The organism is Caldithrix sp. (genome assembly GCF_056497305.1).
This window is the reverse complement of sequence record NZ_JBSMDE010000034.1, coordinates 1-17,546: the sequence shown is the minus strand read 5'-3', so window position 1 is coordinate 17,546 and position 17,546 is coordinate 1. Positions and strand designations below refer to the sequence as shown.

Below are 17,546 nucleotides of genomic sequence, written 5' to 3'. Positions count from 1 at the left end.
CTAATTACGAATTAATTTACCAAGGGGCAAGTTTGCTCAGGCGGTGAAGGCCTGGGCCGGCATGTCATTCTGAGAATCCCTTACATTGGCAAACCATTTGCAGGCGCAACGTAACTCGATTTTCTGCTCGATACTGTGTAAGAGCGATGACAGGCACTCTTTAACCATTACACTCTTATACTTTTAATTCTTGCCCTCCAACAGCGGAAGTCTTTTCACAAATGAGCCATCACCCCATCGGTCTTTAGTCTGTCCAAAAAGGCGAGCTTTTGTTTTAAAACCCATCCCCCCCTTCCCTTTAAAAAAAGGGAAGGGGGAGTTTTAATCTTTGCTTTGTAAAACTTGATTTCTAAATGTTCATCTACTCAAACGTTCGGGATTGCCCTGTAATTAGGCAGCTTAAAAATTTTCGCACGCTAATACATTAATCTTTTAAGCGGAGTATTCTAAAAAGAAGACAAAAAAAGCCCTCAGGCCTCATCTCAAAGTCGATGAAGCCTGAGGGCAAGCCTAAAATACGTTTTGTTTATCAGCTATGGGCCTTCTCAAATTTCTTCATGAAATCGACCAGGGTTTCCACCGCTTCCAGAGGTACCGCATTGTAAATCGAGGCGCGAATTCCACCAACAGAGCGGTGGCCTTTTAAACCCAACATGCCGTTTTGCAGAGCTTCTTCTACAAATTGCTTTTCCAGGTCTTCCGAAGGCAGGCGGAAAGTTACATTCATCAAAGAACGACTATCTTTACGGGCAGTGCCCCGGTAAAAAGAGGATTGATCGAGCACATCGTAAATCATTTGCGCCTTCTGACGATTAATGGCTTCGATTTTATCCAGACCGCCCTGGGCTTTCATCCATTCCAGTACAAGTTTAACGATGTACACATTAAAAGTCGGTGGCGTGTTGTACAGAGAATCTTTACCGCCAATGATCTTGTAACTGGTCATGGTAGGAATGTTGTCCGGACTTTTCTGGAGCAAGTCTTCACGAATAATAACGATAGTGACGCCGGCCGGCCCCATATTCTTCTGCGCACCGGCGTAGATCAGGGCAAACTGGCTTACATCAATTTTCCGACAACCAATGTCAGAAGACATGTCGGCAATCAGCGGCACATCGCCTGTTTCCGGAAAAGTGTGAAATTCAGTGCCAAAAATGGTGTTGTTAGAAGTAATGTGCAGATAGGCTGCATCCGGTGAAACCTTAATGTCTGTGGGAATGTAAGAAAAATGATCCTCTTCTGAGGAGGCCACCACCTTGACCTGTTTTCCTAATTTTTGCGCTTCCTGGATGGCTTTTTTGGACCAGGAACCGGTGTTCACATATTCCGCAAACTGTCCTTCACCAATCAAATTCAGAGGCACGGCGGCAAATTGTAAGGTAGCCCCGCCCTGCATAAAAAGAACTTTATAGTTATCCGGAATATTCATCACCTCTTTCAGGAGTTGTTCCGCTTCCTTAATAATGCCGTCAAATGTTTTGGAACGATGGCTCATTTCAAGTACGGAAATACCTTCTCCCTTGTAATTTAAGAGGTCTTTTTTAGCTTCTTCTAAAACGGGTAGTGGAAGTGCAGCAGGGCCCGGATTAAAGTTGTAAATACGTCCTTCTTTCATGGTCTTGTCCTCTCCACTTTAGTTTAACTTTTTCCACGGGTCAACAATTTACGAAATTTTGACATTCACCTCTCGTTTTTTTGTTGCCTTGAATATAATAATTATTAGATTAAAACTGAACTAAATTTTGTAAAAAATTGAACAAAATGGAGAAGTAATCATGAATGCTGGCACAAAATTTCTTGGCATTTTGTTTGTGGTTCTGGGCCTGCTCTTTTTGTTGGACAATCTGAATGTCTTTACTCTGAATTGGGCGTTGTACATTATTTTAAGTGGCCTGGTGTTCATTGTGGTCTATTTCCTGAAAAAAGAATTGACGGTCTTTCTGCTGCCGGGCATCATGTTGCTGGTGTATGGGGTAACATTTCTCTATTGTTCCTGGACCGATTGGCAAAATATGGTGAAACTCTGGCCAATTCTGTTTATTGCGCCAGGCCTGGGATTTTTGCTGTTGTACTATTTAAAAAACAGAGAAGCCTACTATGGCATACCCGGCCTGTTGTTAATCGTTTTTGGCATTCTCTTTTTTGTCCGCAAAATGGCTGTGATTAAATTCTGGCCTCTTCTTGTGTTAATTGGCGGCGCAGTGTTGTTAGTGCGCTATTACCGGCAAAAAGCCTGAGGCGACTCATGCTCCGCATTTTTTTGTTAGGTTTTGGAAATGTGGGCCGTGAATTGGTTCATTTACTATTTACCGATCTGCAAACTTTTAGAGGCTTTAATCCCGTGAATTTTTCGCTGACCGCTATTACAACCCGTTCTCATGGAAATCTGTTTTCTGAACAGGGAATTGATGGCGCACTGGCCCTGAACCATTTCAAAAAATACGGCCGCTTTACTAAACGCTGTTCCTATTTTACCGCCGAATCCACCCGGGAGTTACTTGGTAAATTTGCGTTTGATGTTCTGGTGGACTTAACGCCTCTGGAACTGGAAAACAGAGCGCTTCAATCCACAGAACGATTGGATTGGGCCCTGCAAAATGGAAAACATGTGGTTACGGCCAACAAAGGTCCTGTGGCCTTTCAATACGAACGATTAATGGAAAGCGCAAAATCAAAACAGGTACAATTTCTCTTCGAATCCACCGTCATGGATGGCACCCCGCTCTTTAATCTTTACAAATACAGTTTGCAGGGCGCAAAGATCGTGGGCTTTGAGGGCGTTTTGAATTCTACCACCAATTTTTTATTAGGCCAGATGGAGCAGGGCGCTTCCCGGGAGCAGGCTCTGGTCCGGGCCAGGCAAATGGGCATGGCAGAAGCCGACGCAGATCATGATCTGCAAGGCTGGGATGCTGCTCTGAAAACGGCAATTCTGGCCAATGTCTTTTTTGAACACCCCATTGATCCCCTGACTATCACAAGAGATTCGTTCGATCTCATGTCGGCGGAAAAAATCGCTCAGGCGGCCCGACAAAACAGGCGCTGGAAATTTATTGCAAGCGCCAGGCAGGAAAGGGGGGAGACACAGGCGCGGGTGCAGTTGCAGCAGATCGCAAGCGATCACCCTTTCTGGAGCATCGAGGGCAGCAGTTCGGTTTTACAATTACACTTTGAAAAGCTGGCCACGCTATGTCTGGTTCAGCACAGTCCCACCATAACCGATACGGCTTATGGGGTCATCCATGATTTGTTGGAAATTCAGGCCAAAGAAAGGACATAACGATGAAGACCATTCGCATTCATGAGCATGGCAATACCGATGTTCTGCGCATTGAAGATTTACCCATCCCGGAAATCGAAAGCGATGAAGTATTGATCCGTGTGGAAGCGGCGGCTTTGAATCACCTGGACCTCTGGGTGCGCAGAGGAATTCCGGGCGTGCCTTTACCCATGGTGATGGGCAGTGAAGCCGCGGGCGAAGTGGTGCGTGTGGGCGAACGGGCCCACAATCGCTTTGGCTTAAACGTCGGTGATGAAGTGTTTAATATTCCCATTCACACCTGCGGCCACTGTGCTTACTGTCTTTCGGGACAGGAGAATCTGTGTTCGCAATTTAAAATTCCTGGGGAAACCATGCCCGGCGTGCAGGCTGAATATATTACGGTTCCTGCTGCTTATGTTTACAAAAAGCCGCAAAACCTGAACTGGAGTGAAGCAGCGGCCTTTCCCTTAGCCGGAATGACGGCCTATCACATGCTGGTGCAAAAAGCACAGGTACGGCCGGAACACACCGTTCTGGTCTATGGCGCTTCTTCTGGGGTTGGTTCTTCTGCCATCCAGATTGCCAGGGCCTTTGGCGCGCGTGTTATTACGACCGCAGGCAATGAGCAAAAAGCCGAACTGGCCAAACAATTAGGAGCCGATTACATCATTCGTTATGATCAACAACCCATCGGTCAAACGGTAAAGGAGATTACCAATGGGCAGGGCGCTGATATCATTATTGAACATCCCGGTCAATTAACCTGGAAAGAGAGTTTAAGGGCCTTAAAAAGAGGCGGTAAACTGGTTACCTGTGGAGCGACCACAGGTCCCAGAGCAGAAATCGATATTCGTGTATTGTTCATTAAGCATCAGCAGATCATCGGTTCAACCATGGGCACACGAAAGGACATTATTGAGCTGGTTCAGCTTATTGAACGTGGTAAATTTAAGCCGGTCATTGCCCGCGAGTTCCAGTTTGAGGAGGTGGCCAGGGCTCATAAATTTCTGGAAAGCGGTCAGGCTTTCGGCAAGGTGGTATTGCTAAATAAGTAATGGACATGATTGGCCGGGCTGTTGTTCAGCAGGCGGGACGATTTATTTTCAAACCGCCCATGCCTTTTTAATCTTTCATCTTTAATCTTTTTTCCTTTTAACTTGAAAGCAAACCCACCGCCACCCCCTCCCAGGAGGAGAACTTTAGTCTCCCCTCCTCTGGAGGGGACTAAGGGGTGGGTCAAAACCCCTTGAGCCGATTAATGCCTTCCAGCCCTTTAATCTTTAATCTTTTTTCCTTTTACCTTCTTTTAGTCTAAGTATGATTTGCTTTATATCTTAAAAATATGCTAAATTTTACCAGTCAATTTGTTGGAGGGCACGTAATGGACGAGAACAAGTTACAGAAATTTAAGGACATCCTGTTGCAAAAACGCAAAGAGACCCTTGAAGAAAGACAACGTTACGAAGAGATTTTAAGGGATGTTAATAATGAAGACGATTATGGCAAAACAGCCTACAAATACAGTGAGTTTGGTACAGACACGATGAACAGAGAACAGTCCTACATGTTTTTAGCGCGAATGGATAAATATTTGCATCAAATTGACCAGGCTCTGGAGCGCATTGAAAATGGAACCTATGGTATTTGTCGTGTTTGTGGCAAGGAAATCGATGAAAAACGGCTACGCGCCGTGCCTACTACGCGCATTTGTGTAGATTGCAAACAAAAAGAATCCAAAATAGTCCGTTAAAGCCACGCCCGCCTCTTTAATCCCCACTGCAACATCGATTGCTAAAAGTTTAAAAATATCTTGCAGGAGGGCAGAGAACTGCTGTGCAAAATTAACGATTATGCTTCAGGGGTTGCCTGGTCACAGCCACTAATGGCCTGGAGAGATTACGAAAAAACTACGAATTCTTTTTTGAAACGGCGAGGGGGCCTAAAGGGTGAGGGCTTATGCCGACCTGCCATTCCGGTGTGCTTGCGACCTGTGGCAAGATGAGAAATGCCTTACACTGGCGCACAATTCCAAATGACATTTGTTAGCGCATTTTGATCGAGCTGCCGCACAAGACTTTACGAGCGAATTGCTTCAAATAATCAGGGCCTTTTCCTGGCCCGAAGTCTATTATTTTTTGGCGCTTTCCTGTTAAAATGATTATTTTTTTTGTGGCGTGCAACAAAAATTCTACAGAATTACCTTGTATTATCGTGACGGGTAGCCTATGAAAATGTTGATTATTGAAGATAACCGTGTGCTTTCAGAAGAGTTAAGAGCTTTTTTTGAAGAACAAAACTTTCTTGTCGAGTCAACGGATCATTTTGCCCGGGCACGAGAAAAAGTGTTGTTGTACAATTATGATCTGATCATTCTTGATTTAGGTTTGCCTGACGGGAATGGCCTGGATTTAATTCCAATCATACGCAGCCAGTCAGAGGAGACGATTATTTTAATTTTAACGGCTCGCGACGCCGTAGAAGACAAAGTACAGGGGCTTGAAATGGGCGCGGATGATTACTTAACCAAACCCTTCCACCGAGCCGAACTGAATGCGCGCGTTCATTCCCTGTTGCGTCGAAAAAAATTTTCAGGGAAGAATGAATTGGTCTTTAATGAAATACGCATCGATCTGAAAGGCGCTCAGGTTTTTGTCCATGATCAGCCTATAAATTTAACGCGTAAGGAATACGATTTGCTTATCTACTTTTTGGACAATCAAAATCGCCTGTTGACCAAAGAGAGCATCGCTGAGCATCTGTGGGGCGATCATATCGATCAGGCCGATCACTTCGATTTTATTTACAACCATATTAAAAATCTGCGCAAGAAAATAATGGCCGCTGGCGGTAAAAACTACATTAAAGCCATGTATGGCATGGGCTATAAGTTTACTGAGGAAGGTAAATAATCATGACTTCCAAGCGTCCTTTAAAACTCTTAAATCAGACCACGGCATTTTATCTTATTTTTACCTTTCTGGTTTTTTTTATCAGCGCCTTCTTATTGTCTAAAATGGCCGAACACTACATTGAGTCCTATGTGCAAAGAAGATTTAATAAGTTTGAGATGCGCCTAAAGCGATATTTGCAAAGAGATTCTACCCTATCCCATATGCCAGGTTATTTAAAAATCAGAAAGTGCGCTGATCAGACCCTCATTCATAAGTTGCCTATCGTAAAAGATACTTTAATCTACAAAGAGGAACTGGATGAGTTTTTGCATTACAAAAAGCGGCTGGCTGCTGTACAAAGAGGTAAGCAGTACTATTTGTACGAGGCCCGCGTACATGTTGGCGATTTTTACCGCTTGCGAGATGATTTTTTAGCCAGCATGTTCATCGTCTTTGGTGTGCTGGCCTTTGGGATGATTGCTTTCAACTATTTCCTGTCCGGCTACTTATTTAAACCGTTTAATCAGATTTTAAATACCATGAAAACCTACAAGATCGGGAAAAGATCCTCTGTACAGAAGGTGCCCACCAATACAGAGGAATTTATTAAAATGCAGGATTTGTTTCACCGGATGCTGAACCAGATTGAAATGGATTATCAAAATTTGAGAGAGTACACAGAAAACATGGCCCATGAAATGCAAACCCCGCTGGCAGTTGTTCGTAGTAAAGTGGAGCGTTTGATGAACGATGAAATGGTCTTGCAAAAGCATGGGGAAACGGTCAAAACCATTTATCGACAAATTAACCTTCTTTCTAAACTGGGCAATACCTTAAATTTAATTACGCGCATCGAAAATGGGCAGTTTCGGAGTGTAAAAACGATTTACACAAAATCATTGATCGAAGAACACTTGAAGTCAGTCCATGAACTGGCCGACTTAAAAAATTTGCACTTTGAGGTACATCTGCATGAAGCCCATGCTTTAAAGCTGGATCTGTATCTGTTCGAATTGGTTCTGAGAAATCTGGTGCGTAATGCAATTCAGCATGCGCCTGAAGGTTCTACCATTGTGATCGAAACCAGCGCAGATCGTTTGTCCATCCGTAATGCCGGGCCGCCTCTCGATTTTTCCCAAAGCCAGTTGTTTAAGCGCTTTGCGAAGAGCAAAGCCGACTCCCAAACACTGGGATTAGGCCTGGCGCTGGTGAAAAAAATCTGCGATTTAAATAATTTGCAAATCCAGTACCAGTACAAAAATGAGCAGCATATTTTTACGATAAGCGAAGGCAGGGAAAGTTGATCAGAGGGCAGAGCACTGCTGAAATGGGCTGTTTTCATGTCAATCCGTGGACGGATTACACCGCTTACGGGCCCACTTAGATGCCTCAGAGATGTAGAAAATGGATCACCGCTCTTCAAGCAATTGATGTAAAACATCAATCTCCTGAAAAATTCGGCAATGCAATTGCTCCAATCGTTTGGCCTTTTTTTTCAGAGCCTGGCTCAGTTTTTTCAGACGTTCGGCCTCTTTCTCAATTTCCTGTTCGGTCTTCTTAATATGTTCTTCGCCATCCTCTGCGCCTACCAGACTGGAAAAAAGAGCATACAGACCTTCTGTGCCCAGCCCTACTATGGTTTTGATGGTAAGTTTGCCTGCCTGCAGGCCGATTTTTTTGGCGTCACGCTTCAGAGAAAGACACTGTTCATAATATTGGGCAAGCAAACGTTGATCCGCTTCACTTAAGGTTACCTCGGAATGGTTGATGAATAATCGGTAATCTTCATCAATGCGCACAACGGCGCCGGGCATCAGGTGCGATTTGATCTCAATTGATTCTGATTCTTCATCAAAATCGACGTTGAAATCTTCCAGGGAATAGAGGCGATGAGAGGTGGCGGGCCAGAGGAATACAGGTAAAAAAATGAAAAATAATGAGACCTGCCATCGTATGGAGCGTTTCATTTTCTGTTCCTATGCTTTTGTTCAACTGTTTTACATTACGATGAGCAGAACAACAAGTTGCACCTGTGTTTTGAAAAAAATTGATTTTTAATCATGCCATCCGTATTATTAATAGTAGAAAAAGTTTGTAAAAGGAGAGGAAGATGCAAACCCAGGCATCAACCCATCAAATTCCTCTCGTTATAGATGATTTACCTGAGGCCCGGACTCTAAGAGAGCTATTAACCAGGCGCCAGTCGCACCGCACTTTCAAAAAGCAATCTCTGAATTTAAAGCAAATTTCGCAATTACTTTGGGCGGCCCAGGGCATTTTGCCTGATCGGCGTAGAACGGCTCCTTCGGCAGGCGCTCTGTTTCCTTTCAAAATCTTCATCTCTTTAGCCTTACCTCCTGCGGATGTGGAACAGGGATTGTACCTGTTTAAGCCGCAATCGATGCGCATCGAAATGGTATTTCGTGGCAATTTCCAGAAGAAATTATTTCAGGAGGCGCTTTTTCAGGAATGTATTTTGCTTGCTCCGGCGTGCCTTATTTTAACCGCCCGCTTTCCGGCGGTTCAGGCTGTTTACGGAGCGCGGGCCATTCCCTACATTTTTCTGGAAGGGGGGCATATCGGGCAAAATATTTATCTCATGGCCACCGCTTTGAACCTGGGAACGGTGGCCGTCGGCGCTTTTCATGAAGATGGTGTGCGACAAATTTTAATGCTGGGTGATGATGAAATTCCGGTTTATCTGTTTCCGGTTGGTTACCCGGCTGAATAGAAACTTTAATAAACGGTGTTCATTAAAAGAGATAGTTCACATATTAGAGGAGGTGAGGTTATGCCATTACAAAAATTAAGAAATTTTTTGGATGAGCAGGGGGTGCGTTACGTTTTGATTGTTCACTCACCTGCCTACACCGCCCAGGAAATTGCGGCTTCGGCCCATATTCCGGGCAAAAAGCTGGCCAAAACTGTAATGGCCAAGGTCGATGGCCAGATGGCCATGTTTGTTTTACCCGCCACCTACCAGCTTGATCTGGAAAAATGCAAAAAAGAGATGAAAGCCCAGGAAATTGAACTGGCCTCAGAGGAAGAGTTCAAATATCTGTTTCCAGAATGTGAAATTGGCGCTATGCCGCCCTTTGGCAATTTGTACGGCCTGCCCGTTTACGCTTGCAAAGAATTAGCCGAAAACGATGAAATTGCCTTTAATGCCGGTAGCCATCGTGAATTGATCAAATTGTCATACCAAGATTTTGAACGTCTGGTAAAACCGACCATTTTTGATGTTTCCATGAATATGTAAAGGAGGAATGATGCCCAGATTCATTTTGTTAACCAAGCTCTCTCCCTCGGCCATGACCGATGCCCGCACCAGAGAGCAAATCGGACGGGAGTGGTTTGAAACCGTAAAAGAGAAATGTCCGGAAGTAAAGTGGCTGGATCACTACGCACTATTAGGACAGTATGATTTTATGGATATTTACGAGGCGCCGGACGAAAAAACAGCGATTAAAGTGTCCATGATTACCATGTCCAAAGGAGCGGTTAAGGCCGAAAGTTTGCCGGCGATTCCTTACAAACAATACCTGGAAGTAATCAAAGACCTGTAAGATTGAAAATTCAAAATGGAGCAACCAGAACGCTCTGCAAGTTTTTGAAGCGCAGTACTGGAATTCCATTAACCACAGAGCGCGCCAAAAACATCGAAATTGTAACAGATTCAAAAGAGAGGTCCTGTTCAATTACGAAATATTTTGTGAAATAGTGCTATGTTGAGGATTGATGCCGGTTGTCATCCCGAATTCCTGATTTATCAGAGTGAGGAATCTTTTACTTGGAAAACGGTTATTTCTTGCCCCGCTAAAGAGAGGTGAGAAATTCTTTGCACATCGGAAATGTCATTCTGACCCCGATTTATCGGGGGTAGAATCCCCTACACTGGCAGGCTGAATCTTTTCCATGCCCGCCGGGGCAAAGAGGCCAGCAGGCGAGAACCCGTGCAGGGTAAATAAATCGGCAACAAAGTTTAGCATACTCCCCTTAAAAGATCTAGCATTTTAGCGTGCGAACATTTTTAAGCTGCCTAATTACAGAGCAATACCAAACGTTTGAGTAGATGAACATTTAGAAATCAAATTTTACAAAGCAAAGATTTAAACTCCCCCCTTCCCTTTTTTTAAAGGGAAGGGGGCCGGGGGGATGGGTTTTAAAACAAAAGCTCGCCTTTTTGGACAGACTAAAGATCGATGGGGTGATGGCTCATTTGTGAAAAGACTTCCGCTGTTGGAGGGCAAGAATTAAAAGTATAAGAGTGTATTGGTTAAAGAGTGCCTGTCATCGCTCTTACACAGTATCGAGCCGAAAATCGAGTTACGTTGCGCCTGCAAATGGTTTGCCAATGTAAGGGATTCTCAGAAAGACATGCCGGCACGGTTCTTCACCGCCTGGGCATAAGTTGCCCCTTTGCAAATTAATTCGTAATTCGTAATTTTTAATTAAAATGCGCCCTTTGCGGTTTTTTAAAGATTGCGGCTTTGCTGCCTTAGACTGCGTACAGATTTAATGTTATTCCTCTACCTTATCAGTCCTCACCTGCTTTCCAGATGCAACAAAAAAAATTTTTGCAAGCTAAAACGTTAAATCTTTGGAAAGAAGTTTTTAATTTATCGTAATGCCCTTTTGGAAAGATGACAACGAGGAATTTTATTGCTCTGAATGGCTTCCTTTTTTAAAATTAGAAAAAAACAGAGGGAGCATTCTGTGATAAACTATGACGTCTTTTTTTACGAAGCCTTTGACGAAGAACGAGCGTTACTCGAACAGTACCTTCCGTCGAACATCAATGCGGGTTTTGCCCGGGAAACCATTCAGGAAGCCGGACATGATTCTCCTCCGGCGCCGGTGATCAGCACGCGCACCCAGTCTCAAATCCCCAAATCGTGGGCGGCTCGCTTAACTGCCATTCTTTCTCGCAGCACCGGTTACAACCATTTACTCGATTATCAGCAGGCCACGCAATTCACGGGTCAGCTGGGCTATTTACCATTCTACTGCAATCGCGCTGTGGCGGAGCAGGCCATGCTACTGTGGATGAGCCTGTTGCGTAAACTGCCTTTACAAATGGAACGATTCAATTCGTTTTCACGCAGTGGAATTACAGGCCAGGAAAATGCAGGTAAAACGTTACTGGTTGTTGGCGTTGGTAATGTGGGTCACGAAGTGGTGCGCATCGGCCAGGGATTGGACATGGATGTTCTGGGTGTGGACCTGGTGCAAAAATTTACAGACACCAACTATGTGAGCATCGAACAGGGAATAGCCCGGGCAGATATCATTGTTTGCGCCATGAATCTTACGCGAAAAAATAGAGGCTATTTCAACTATGCCTTGCTTAAAAAAGCCAGGAAGGGCGTAATTTTTATTAATGTAGCGCGGGGCGAACTTTCACCCATCGATGATCTCGATCGCTTGATTCAGGAAGACCATCTGGGTGGCCTGGCCCTCGATGTGTACGAACAGGAAAGCAAGCTGGCTGTGTTTCTGCGTTCCGGAAAGCAGGAGACGGACGATCCCTTTTTGTTGAAGATCAAAGCGTTGCAGCAAAGGCCCAATGTCATTTTTACTCCGCACAATGCCTTTAATTCCGCTGAAGCCGTAGAGCGTAAAGCCCGCCATAGCGTTCAGCAATTGCAATCGTTGCTGGAAAAAGGAACATTTTTATGGCCTGTTCCGGAAGAGTAGTGCGCTAAATGAGTGAGTTGCGATAGTGAATGAACTGGTTTACAATCGATTCCGGCTGGATTTTGAATTGTTTTTCTTGTTCATTGAAAACAATTTTATGAACGTATTCCTGAAACTCTCCGAATTCATCGGTCCAGGACATCAACAAACACCAGACCGGCCAGCCCCCGTTTCTGGAGGACTGATGTTTTTGGGAGCGACGAACGCGAATATCAATCTCCAGGGCGTTCAGACCATTGGATACTAACAGAGGCTGAAGTTCAATCTGCAAAAAATCATTTAAACGTTCCTGGCAATATTGAATGGCTGCTCTGGCGATTTCGGAAGAAGCCTTTCTCAGACCTTTTTCCAGTTCTGCAATCAATTTGCCGGATGCTTTGAGACGCAGATGCTTTTGTGAGAAAATATTGTGCGGCCCCCAGAACACCTGAAAGTGGAATTCGTTTGGCTGGGAGCCTGAATAGATGTGAAATTTCAAATCGCCAAAACGGGTGGTATCTTCAGGAAATGACAAACCTATGGTTTTCTCCAGCGTTTGTTTTAATAGTAAAAGATCGTGTTCGGCGATTGTGGTCAGTTCTTTCATGGCCATTTCCTGCATCTTTTACCATAATATACGACAAAATTTTTGCAAATGTAAACAGAACTTCGTGGCTGAATTTGGTGTAACCTGTGCAAGCCTTCGTTCCAAGAAGTGGTATTTAAATTACTCATCTGTAACTCAAGCTTCAGCTTGAGATCGCTACTTCCGTTCCACTAAGTGATATTTAAGTTTGACTTAGCGGTCTCTTGCCTTTAAATTTTGAAACTTTATTTAAAAGAGTAGGGAAGAATAGAATTTGATTGAACCGATGCCAACAGTCGCTTTACATACATTGGGCTGTCGATTGAATCAGGCAGAGACAGCCATCATTGCCAATAAACTAAAACAACGTGGATTTCAGATTGTCGATTTCGGGCAAAAGGCGGATTTGACCATTATTAACACCTGTACCGTAACGGAACAGGCAGATTCCAAGTGTCGTCAGGCAGTTCGTCAGAGCCTGCGTAAAAATCCCGATTCTTACGTGGCTGTTATTGGTTGCTACGCTCAAATGGCCGTCGATACCATCCGTCAAATTGACGGGGTGGATTTGATCATGGGCAATGAACACAAGATGGCCATTGATCAATTTCTGGATGAGAATTTACAGAAACAGCCTCAGCCTTTGGTGGTGCACACTTCCAGAATTTCCAGAACGCCCTTTACTATTGAATCCACCGGCCTATATGACACGCACACACGGGCCAATTTAAAGATTCAGGACGGATGTAGCTTTGTCTGTTCATTCTGCATCATTGCTACGGCCCGCGGGCCGGCTCGCAGTCGTGAGTTTGACGACCTGCTACAGGAAGCCCAGGCCCTGGTTGATCACGGTTTTAAAGAAATTGTACTCACGGGCGTCAATATCGGCACCTATCACTACCAGGACAAAACGTTTCTGGATGTATTGCGCGCCCTGGAAAAGATTGAGGGTTTGCAACGTATTCGCATCAGCTCCATTGAACCGACAACCGTGACCCGAGAATTGATTGACTACATGGCCGACTCGAGCAAAGTGTGTCGTCATTTGCACATTCCCCTGCAAAGCGCAGATGATGCCATTCTGGAATCCATGCGCCGTAAACACACTTTTAAAGATTTTGAAACCATTATTGATTATGCCGTTAAGCGCATGCCGGATATAGGTTTTGGCACGGACATCATGGTCGGTTACCCCGGCGAAGATGAGCAGGCCTTTATCAATACCAAAAAACGCGTGGCCGATTTGCCGCTGGCTTATTTTCATGTTTTTACCTATTCAGATCGCAAAGGTACGGCTTCCTTTAAAATGAAACCAAAGGTGGAGCCACAGGTAAAAAAGAAGCGCACCAGAATCATGATCGAAATGGGGCAGCGGAAAAAATTCGCTTTTTATCAGAAGTTTTTGGGACGAACGGTAGAAGTGCTGTTCGAACAAAATTACGATGGCTTTTGGGAAGGGCTGAGTGACAATTACATGCGTATTAAAATCCCTGGCGAACAGAATCTTAAAAATGAAATTTTACGCGTCAGGTTAAACGAAGTCGATGGTGATAAAATTATTGGAGAATTGCTTTGAAACGTGTTTACATAGAGACCTATGGTTGTCAGATGAATGAATATGACACCGAGATTGTTAAGACCATTTTAAAACGGCATCATTACGACTTTGCTGAGAGACCCGAGGAGGCGGAAGTCGTGTTTCTGAACACCTGCTCGGTGCGGGAGAACGCCCATCAAAAGGTGCATCAGCGGATTAATACCTTAAAACAATTACGGCGTACAAAAAAAGAACTGGTTTTGGGCGTGCTGGGCTGTATGGCTCAAAACCTGCGTAAGGAATTGCTGGATGAGAAGGTTGGAGTGGATGTGGTCGCCGGGCCGGATAGTTACAAAAAGTTGCCCGAGATGCTGGCCCATGTGTTTGAAGAGGGGAAAAAAGAATCGGACTTTACGCTTTCTGAATTTGAAACGTACAGCGATGTCTTCCCGGAGCGGGAAGGTGGAGTCAATGCCTGGATTGCCGTGATGCGCGGCTGTGACAACTTTTGCACCTTTTGCGTGGTGCCTTACACCCGTGGCCGGGAACGTAGCCGCGACCCATTTAATGTTCTGGAAGAAGTAAAGCAGCTGGCCGGTCGCGGATTTAAGCAGATCACTCTGCTCGGCCAGAATGTCAATTCCTACCGCTACCAGGATTTCGATTTTGCCGATTTAATTCAGGTGGTTTCTGAGGTCGAGGGCATTCACAGAATCCGCTTTACTTCGCCCCATCCTAAAGATTTTCCTGAAAAACTGATCGATGTGGTGGCCAATAATCCCAAGGCCTGCAAACATATTCATCTGCCCTTACAGGCAGGTAATGACCGCATTCTGGAATTGATGAATCGTACCTACACACAAAAAGAGTTCTTGCAACTGGTAGAGCACATGCGCCGCAAAATCCCTGGTCTGGTTCTGACCACCGACGTTATTGTTGGCTTTCCCACAGAAACGGAAGAAGAGTTTCAGGACACGTTGAAGGTGATGCGTGAGGTCGAATTTGATGCCGCCTTTATGTTCAAATATTCAGAGCGCCAGCACACCATTGCCTCGCGTAAATACCCCGACGACGTTTCCGATGAAGAAAAAACTTCGCGTATTACGCGCCTGGTAGAGATGCAAAAAAAGATTGCCTTAAAGAAAAATCAGGAGCATCTGGGGCACGTTTTTGAGGTCCTGGTCGAAGGAAAAGGGAAAAAACCGAATCAGTTGTTGGGCCGTAATGATGGCAATAAAATTGTTGTTTTTCCGGACAACGGAGCAAGAACGGGCGACTTTGTGCACGTAAAAATAAACGAAGTAACCTCAAACACCTTGATTGGAGAAGCTGTTGGCTGATTTACCGCGTCTGTTTCATTTTGATCGGGACTTGCACATCCCGGAAATTGAACTCTGGCTGGACAGCAAACGGGTGAAACCATTTGGTTTCGTCTCTCATGCACACACCGATCATCTGGCCCGTCACAAAAAGATTTTGTGTAGCCCTCCCACGGCGGAATTTGTTAAACAGCGCATTAAGCCTACCGATTACCAGGTAGTTGATTTCGGCCAGGAAATGGAAATGGCCGGTTACAAGATTTCTCTTCATCCGGCTGGACATATTCTGGGTTCGGCGCAGATTAAAATTCAAAAAGACGGGCTGTCCCTGCTTTACACCGGCGATTTCCGTCTCGAACCGTCCAAAACGGTAGAACCATTCGAATTGGTCCAAACAGACATCCTGATTATGGAAACGACCTTTGGTCAGGCCCGTTATCGCATGCCTGCTAAAGCCGAAGTGGAAGAACGTCTGGTTGAACGTTGCCACTCTCTGTTGAAACAGAACAAGATTCCCATTGTTTTTGCCTATTCGCTGGGCAAGGGGCAGGAAGCGCTCAAAATTTTAACAGATGCCGGCTTGCCCGTAGCCGTGGAACAACAGATTGCCCGTTTTGTGCCGGTGTACCAGAAATATGGAGTGGATTTCGGCTCTTTTGAGAGGTTTGATCGCTCAAGCTTAAGGGGGAAAGTGCTTCTTCTTCCTGTTAATTATCGCTTTCATCGGTTTTACAAAACGCTGACCAATGGTTACACAATTTATCTCTCTGGCTGGGGCATGGAGCCCTACGCCGAACGCCGTTTCGGAGTTGACGAGGTCATCCCCTTGAGCGATCATGCCGATTACCACCAGCTCTTTGAACTGGTGCAAAAAATTAAACCCGCTGAAGTCTATTGCACCCATGGATTTGCTCAATTTGTGGATGAACTAAGAGCTGCAGGATTCAAAGCGCGGCCCCTTGAATCCTCTTCTCAGATGGAATTGGACCTGTAACCCCGATTTTATCGGGGGAAGAATCTCTTCTACTTGCAGGACAAATTTTCCGCTGCCGCGGAAAAGTGTATGTGTGTAAGAGTTAAGAGTGTAATGGTTAATTAGTTGAATGGTTGAATAGTTAAATGGTGCTGAGTGTCATTCTGAATCCCGCTTCAGTGGGAGGAAGAATCCATTACAAATTCGCCTTCTTCCGATTTTCGAGACAGGCCAGCCCGTCTGGACGGCTGTCCAGCCAGACAGGTCTGGCATGGCGCAGTCTGTTGTAGCGAATCTGAACCATTCAAACATTCAACTATTCAACTCTGTAGAGTTTTGCGGGAAATTCTCTATATTTTCCTGGTAGCTTCTTAGAGAGCTTTGTTGTTGATGGGAATTTGGCCTTTGGTTAAGGCGCGGTTTTCCGCAGTTTTAAATAGTTTTTACCAACATAGATGGCATTTTGCTTGCCGAACAATTTGTGAACAATGATCGGAGACAGATGTTCTGTCATGGATAAATGAATATGATTAAAGGGAAAAGAGGAATTCATCAAAACCACAGATTCGTTGTCTGAGTATTCAACGTGGTAATTATTTTTTTTAAAGAGTTCGATTAGTTTATCAGTAGATAGCGAATTAAATTTAATCCTGATCTGAAAAACGGGCTTGTCACTACCTGTAGGAAACGGCTGATTCCGCTCTTCACAAAAGTGCTTTATGAGAGCCAGAGCCTTTTTTAAGCGTCGATCCAATTGTTCACGGGAAGCAGCCTGTACATAGATGCCCGGCACATTTTCGCAAAAAGCAACGTACGAATGGCCATCAAACTCTTTTTTTACAATGATTTTCATTGAACTGTACTACCCCTAATTTAAAAATGAGTATTATTAATATACTCAATTAATGGCCCAGAATCAATTCCATTCCAGCTATGTTTAAGAAAGTGTGTACCTGCTAATAGCTATGGCCTCGTGCTAATCATTACTCTCACGCCAACGACAGCACTTTAGAATACTTCCTTCAAAAGATCTAATCCCGCCACAGCAGGATGCGAAAATTCTTGTGCTGCATTCTTACTAAGCTTTCCCAAAAGTTAAAGTAGATGAACATTTAGAAATCAAATCTTACAAAGCAAAGATTTAAACTCCCCCTTCCCTTTTTTTAAAGGGAAGGGGGCCGGGGGGATGGGTTTTAAAACAAAAGCTCGCCATAAATGCTTCGCCCGTAAAAAGTCGCGGACTGAAGCACGAGTTACATTGCTCTTTCGAATGGTCTGCCAATGTAAGGGATTCTCAGAATG

Annotated in this window: 17 protein-coding genes; 13 read left to right on the top strand and 4 right to left on the bottom strand. The window is 44.6% G+C overall.

Annotated elements, in window-relative coordinates:
• Positions 1 to 529 precede the first annotated feature (529 nt).
• On the bottom strand, positions 530 to 1,615 hold the full coding sequence (serC, locus tag ACWB0I_RS02980; RefSeq protein ID WP_479386549.1) for a 3-phosphoserine/phosphohydroxythreonine transaminase: 1,086 nt from the start codon (positions 1,613 to 1,615) through the stop codon (positions 530 to 532).
• A gap of 160 nt (positions 1,616 to 1,775) precedes the next feature.
• Between serC and ACWB0I_RS02975 the strand changes: the two genes are divergently transcribed.
• The 6 genes from ACWB0I_RS02975 to ACWB0I_RS02950 all read left to right on the top strand — a co-directional run bounded on the left by ACWB0I_RS02975 (position 1,776) and on the right by ACWB0I_RS02950 (position 7,457).
• Positions 1,776 to 2,237, top strand: coding sequence for a hypothetical protein (locus tag ACWB0I_RS02975; RefSeq protein WP_479386548.1), 462 nt, complete (start codon positions 1,776 to 1,778; stop codon positions 2,235 to 2,237).
• An 8-nt stretch (positions 2,238 to 2,245) separates the two neighbouring features.
• Entirely contained in the window at positions 2,246 to 3,280 is a 1,035-nt protein-coding gene (locus tag ACWB0I_RS02970; protein ID WP_479386547.1) for a hypothetical protein, read from the top strand.
• Positions 3,281 to 3,282: 2 nt separating this feature from the next.
• Positions 3,283 to 4,317 carry a zinc-binding dehydrogenase gene (locus ACWB0I_RS02965; RefSeq protein WP_479386546.1) on the top strand — a complete coding sequence of 345 codons (1,035 nt, stop codon included), beginning with the start codon at positions 3,283 to 3,285 and terminating at the stop codon, positions 4,315 to 4,317.
• Between the two features lie 326 nt (positions 4,318 to 4,643).
• Entirely contained in the window at positions 4,644 to 5,012 is a 369-nt protein-coding gene (locus ACWB0I_RS02960; protein ID WP_479386545.1) for a TraR/DksA family transcriptional regulator, read from the top strand.
• A 475-nt stretch (positions 5,013 to 5,487) separates the two neighbouring features.
• Positions 5,488 to 6,171 carry a response regulator transcription factor gene (locus ACWB0I_RS02955; RefSeq protein WP_479386544.1) on the top strand — a complete coding sequence of 228 codons (684 nt, stop codon included), beginning with the start codon at positions 5,488 to 5,490 and terminating at the stop codon, positions 6,169 to 6,171.
• Positions 6,172 to 6,173: 2 nt separating this feature from the next.
• Entirely contained in the window at positions 6,174 to 7,457 is a 1,284-nt protein-coding gene (locus tag ACWB0I_RS02950) for a HAMP domain-containing sensor histidine kinase (protein ID WP_479386543.1), read from the top strand.
• A 105-nt stretch (positions 7,458 to 7,562) separates the two neighbouring features.
• Here the strand turns inward: ACWB0I_RS02950 and ACWB0I_RS02945 are convergent, their stop codons facing one another.
• Entirely contained in the window at positions 7,563 to 8,120 is a 558-nt protein-coding gene (locus tag ACWB0I_RS02945) for a hypothetical protein (RefSeq protein WP_479386542.1), read from the bottom strand.
• Between the two features lie 143 nt (positions 8,121 to 8,263).
• On the opposite strand from ACWB0I_RS02945, the gene ACWB0I_RS02940 reads away from it, so the two are divergent.
• From ACWB0I_RS02940 to ACWB0I_RS02925, 4 genes are all read left to right on the top strand, one after another.
• Positions 8,264 to 8,884, top strand: coding sequence for a SagB/ThcOx family dehydrogenase (locus ACWB0I_RS02940; protein ID WP_479386541.1), 621 nt, complete (start codon positions 8,264 to 8,266; stop codon positions 8,882 to 8,884).
• 60 nt (positions 8,885 to 8,944) lie between these two features.
• A complete protein-coding gene (locus ACWB0I_RS02935) occupies positions 8,945 to 9,412 on the top strand; it encodes an aminoacyl-tRNA deacylase (RefSeq protein ID WP_479386540.1) in 468 nt (155 codons plus the stop codon).
• A gap of 7 nt (positions 9,413 to 9,419) precedes the next feature.
• Complete coding sequence (locus tag ACWB0I_RS02930) at positions 9,420 to 9,719, top strand: GYD domain-containing protein (protein WP_479386539.1); 300 nt, start codon at positions 9,420 to 9,422, stop codon at positions 9,717 to 9,719.
• A 1,150-nt stretch (positions 9,720 to 10,869) separates the two neighbouring features.
• Positions 10,870 to 11,850 carry an NAD(P)-dependent oxidoreductase gene (locus ACWB0I_RS02925; protein ID WP_479386538.1) on the top strand — a complete coding sequence of 327 codons (981 nt, stop codon included), beginning with the start codon at positions 10,870 to 10,872 and terminating at the stop codon, positions 11,848 to 11,850.
• 4 nt (positions 11,851 to 11,854) lie between these two features.
• Here the strand turns inward: ACWB0I_RS02925 and ACWB0I_RS02920 are convergent, their stop codons facing one another.
• Positions 11,855 to 12,436: a hypothetical protein gene (locus ACWB0I_RS02920; protein ID WP_479386537.1), complete on the bottom strand. Its 582-nt coding sequence runs from the start codon at positions 12,434 to 12,436 to the stop codon at positions 11,855 to 11,857.
• Positions 12,437 to 12,689: 253 nt separating this feature from the next.
• On the opposite strand from ACWB0I_RS02920, the gene mtaB reads away from it, so the two are divergent.
• From mtaB to ACWB0I_RS02905, 3 genes are read left to right on the top strand one after another with little or no spacing between them, the layout of a single operon-like run.
• Positions 12,690 to 13,991, top strand: coding sequence for a tRNA (N(6)-L-threonylcarbamoyladenosine(37)-C(2))-methylthiotransferase MtaB (gene mtaB, locus ACWB0I_RS02915; RefSeq protein WP_479386536.1), 1,302 nt, complete (start codon positions 12,690 to 12,692; stop codon positions 13,989 to 13,991).
• A complete protein-coding gene (gene miaB / locus ACWB0I_RS02910; protein WP_479386535.1) occupies positions 13,988 to 15,292 on the top strand; it encodes a tRNA (N6-isopentenyl adenosine(37)-C2)-methylthiotransferase MiaB in 1,305 nt (434 codons plus the stop codon). The genes mtaB and miaB overlap by 4 nt, the downstream gene beginning before the upstream one ends.
• Complete coding sequence (locus tag ACWB0I_RS02905) at positions 15,285 to 16,265, top strand: MBL fold metallo-hydrolase RNA specificity domain-containing protein (RefSeq protein WP_479386534.1); 981 nt, start codon at positions 15,285 to 15,287, stop codon at positions 16,263 to 16,265. The genes miaB and ACWB0I_RS02905 overlap by 8 nt, the downstream gene beginning before the upstream one ends.
• 388 nt (positions 16,266 to 16,653) lie before the next feature.
• Here ACWB0I_RS02905 and ACWB0I_RS02900 read toward each other — a convergent pair whose 3' ends face one another.
• A complete protein-coding gene (locus ACWB0I_RS02900; RefSeq protein ID WP_479386533.1) occupies positions 16,654 to 17,097 on the bottom strand; it encodes a type II toxin-antitoxin system HicB family antitoxin in 444 nt (147 codons plus the stop codon).
• Between the last annotated feature and the right edge of the window lie 449 nt (positions 17,098 to 17,546).

Excerpts from the sequence above, each read along its gene's own strand:
- serC (WP_479386549.1), bottom strand. The coding sequence starts at position 1,615 with ATGAAAGAAGGACGTATTTACAACTTTAATCCGGGCCCTGCTGCACTT.
- ACWB0I_RS02975 (WP_479386548.1), top strand. The coding sequence starts at position 1,776 with ATGAATGCTGGCACAAAATTTCTTGGCATTTTGTTTGTGGTTCTGGGC.
- ACWB0I_RS02970 (WP_479386547.1), top strand. The coding sequence starts at position 2,246 with ATGCTCCGCATTTTTTTGTTAGGTTTTGGAAATGTGGGCCGTGAATTG.
- ACWB0I_RS02965 (WP_479386546.1), top strand. The coding sequence starts at position 3,283 with ATGAAGACCATTCGCATTCATGAGCATGGCAATACCGATGTTCTGCGC.
- ACWB0I_RS02960 (WP_479386545.1), top strand. The coding sequence starts at position 4,644 with ATGGACGAGAACAAGTTACAGAAATTTAAGGACATCCTGTTGCAAAAA.
- ACWB0I_RS02955 (WP_479386544.1), top strand. The coding sequence starts at position 5,488 with ATGAAAATGTTGATTATTGAAGATAACCGTGTGCTTTCAGAAGAGTTA.
- ACWB0I_RS02950 (WP_479386543.1), top strand. The coding sequence starts at position 6,174 with ATGACTTCCAAGCGTCCTTTAAAACTCTTAAATCAGACCACGGCATTT.
- ACWB0I_RS02945 (WP_479386542.1), bottom strand. The coding sequence starts at position 8,120 with ATGAAACGCTCCATACGATGGCAGGTCTCATTATTTTTCATTTTTTTA.
- ACWB0I_RS02940 (WP_479386541.1), top strand. The coding sequence starts at position 8,264 with ATGCAAACCCAGGCATCAACCCATCAAATTCCTCTCGTTATAGATGAT.
- ACWB0I_RS02935 (WP_479386540.1), top strand. The coding sequence starts at position 8,945 with ATGCCATTACAAAAATTAAGAAATTTTTTGGATGAGCAGGGGGTGCGT.
- ACWB0I_RS02930 (WP_479386539.1), top strand. The coding sequence starts at position 9,420 with ATGATGCCCAGATTCATTTTGTTAACCAAGCTCTCTCCCTCGGCCATG.
- ACWB0I_RS02920 (WP_479386537.1), bottom strand. The coding sequence starts at position 12,436 with ATGAAAGAACTGACCACAATCGCCGAACACGATCTTTTACTATTAAAA.
- ACWB0I_RS02900 (WP_479386533.1), bottom strand. The coding sequence starts at position 17,097 with ATGAAAATCATTGTAAAAAAAGAGTTTGATGGCCATTCGTACGTTGCT.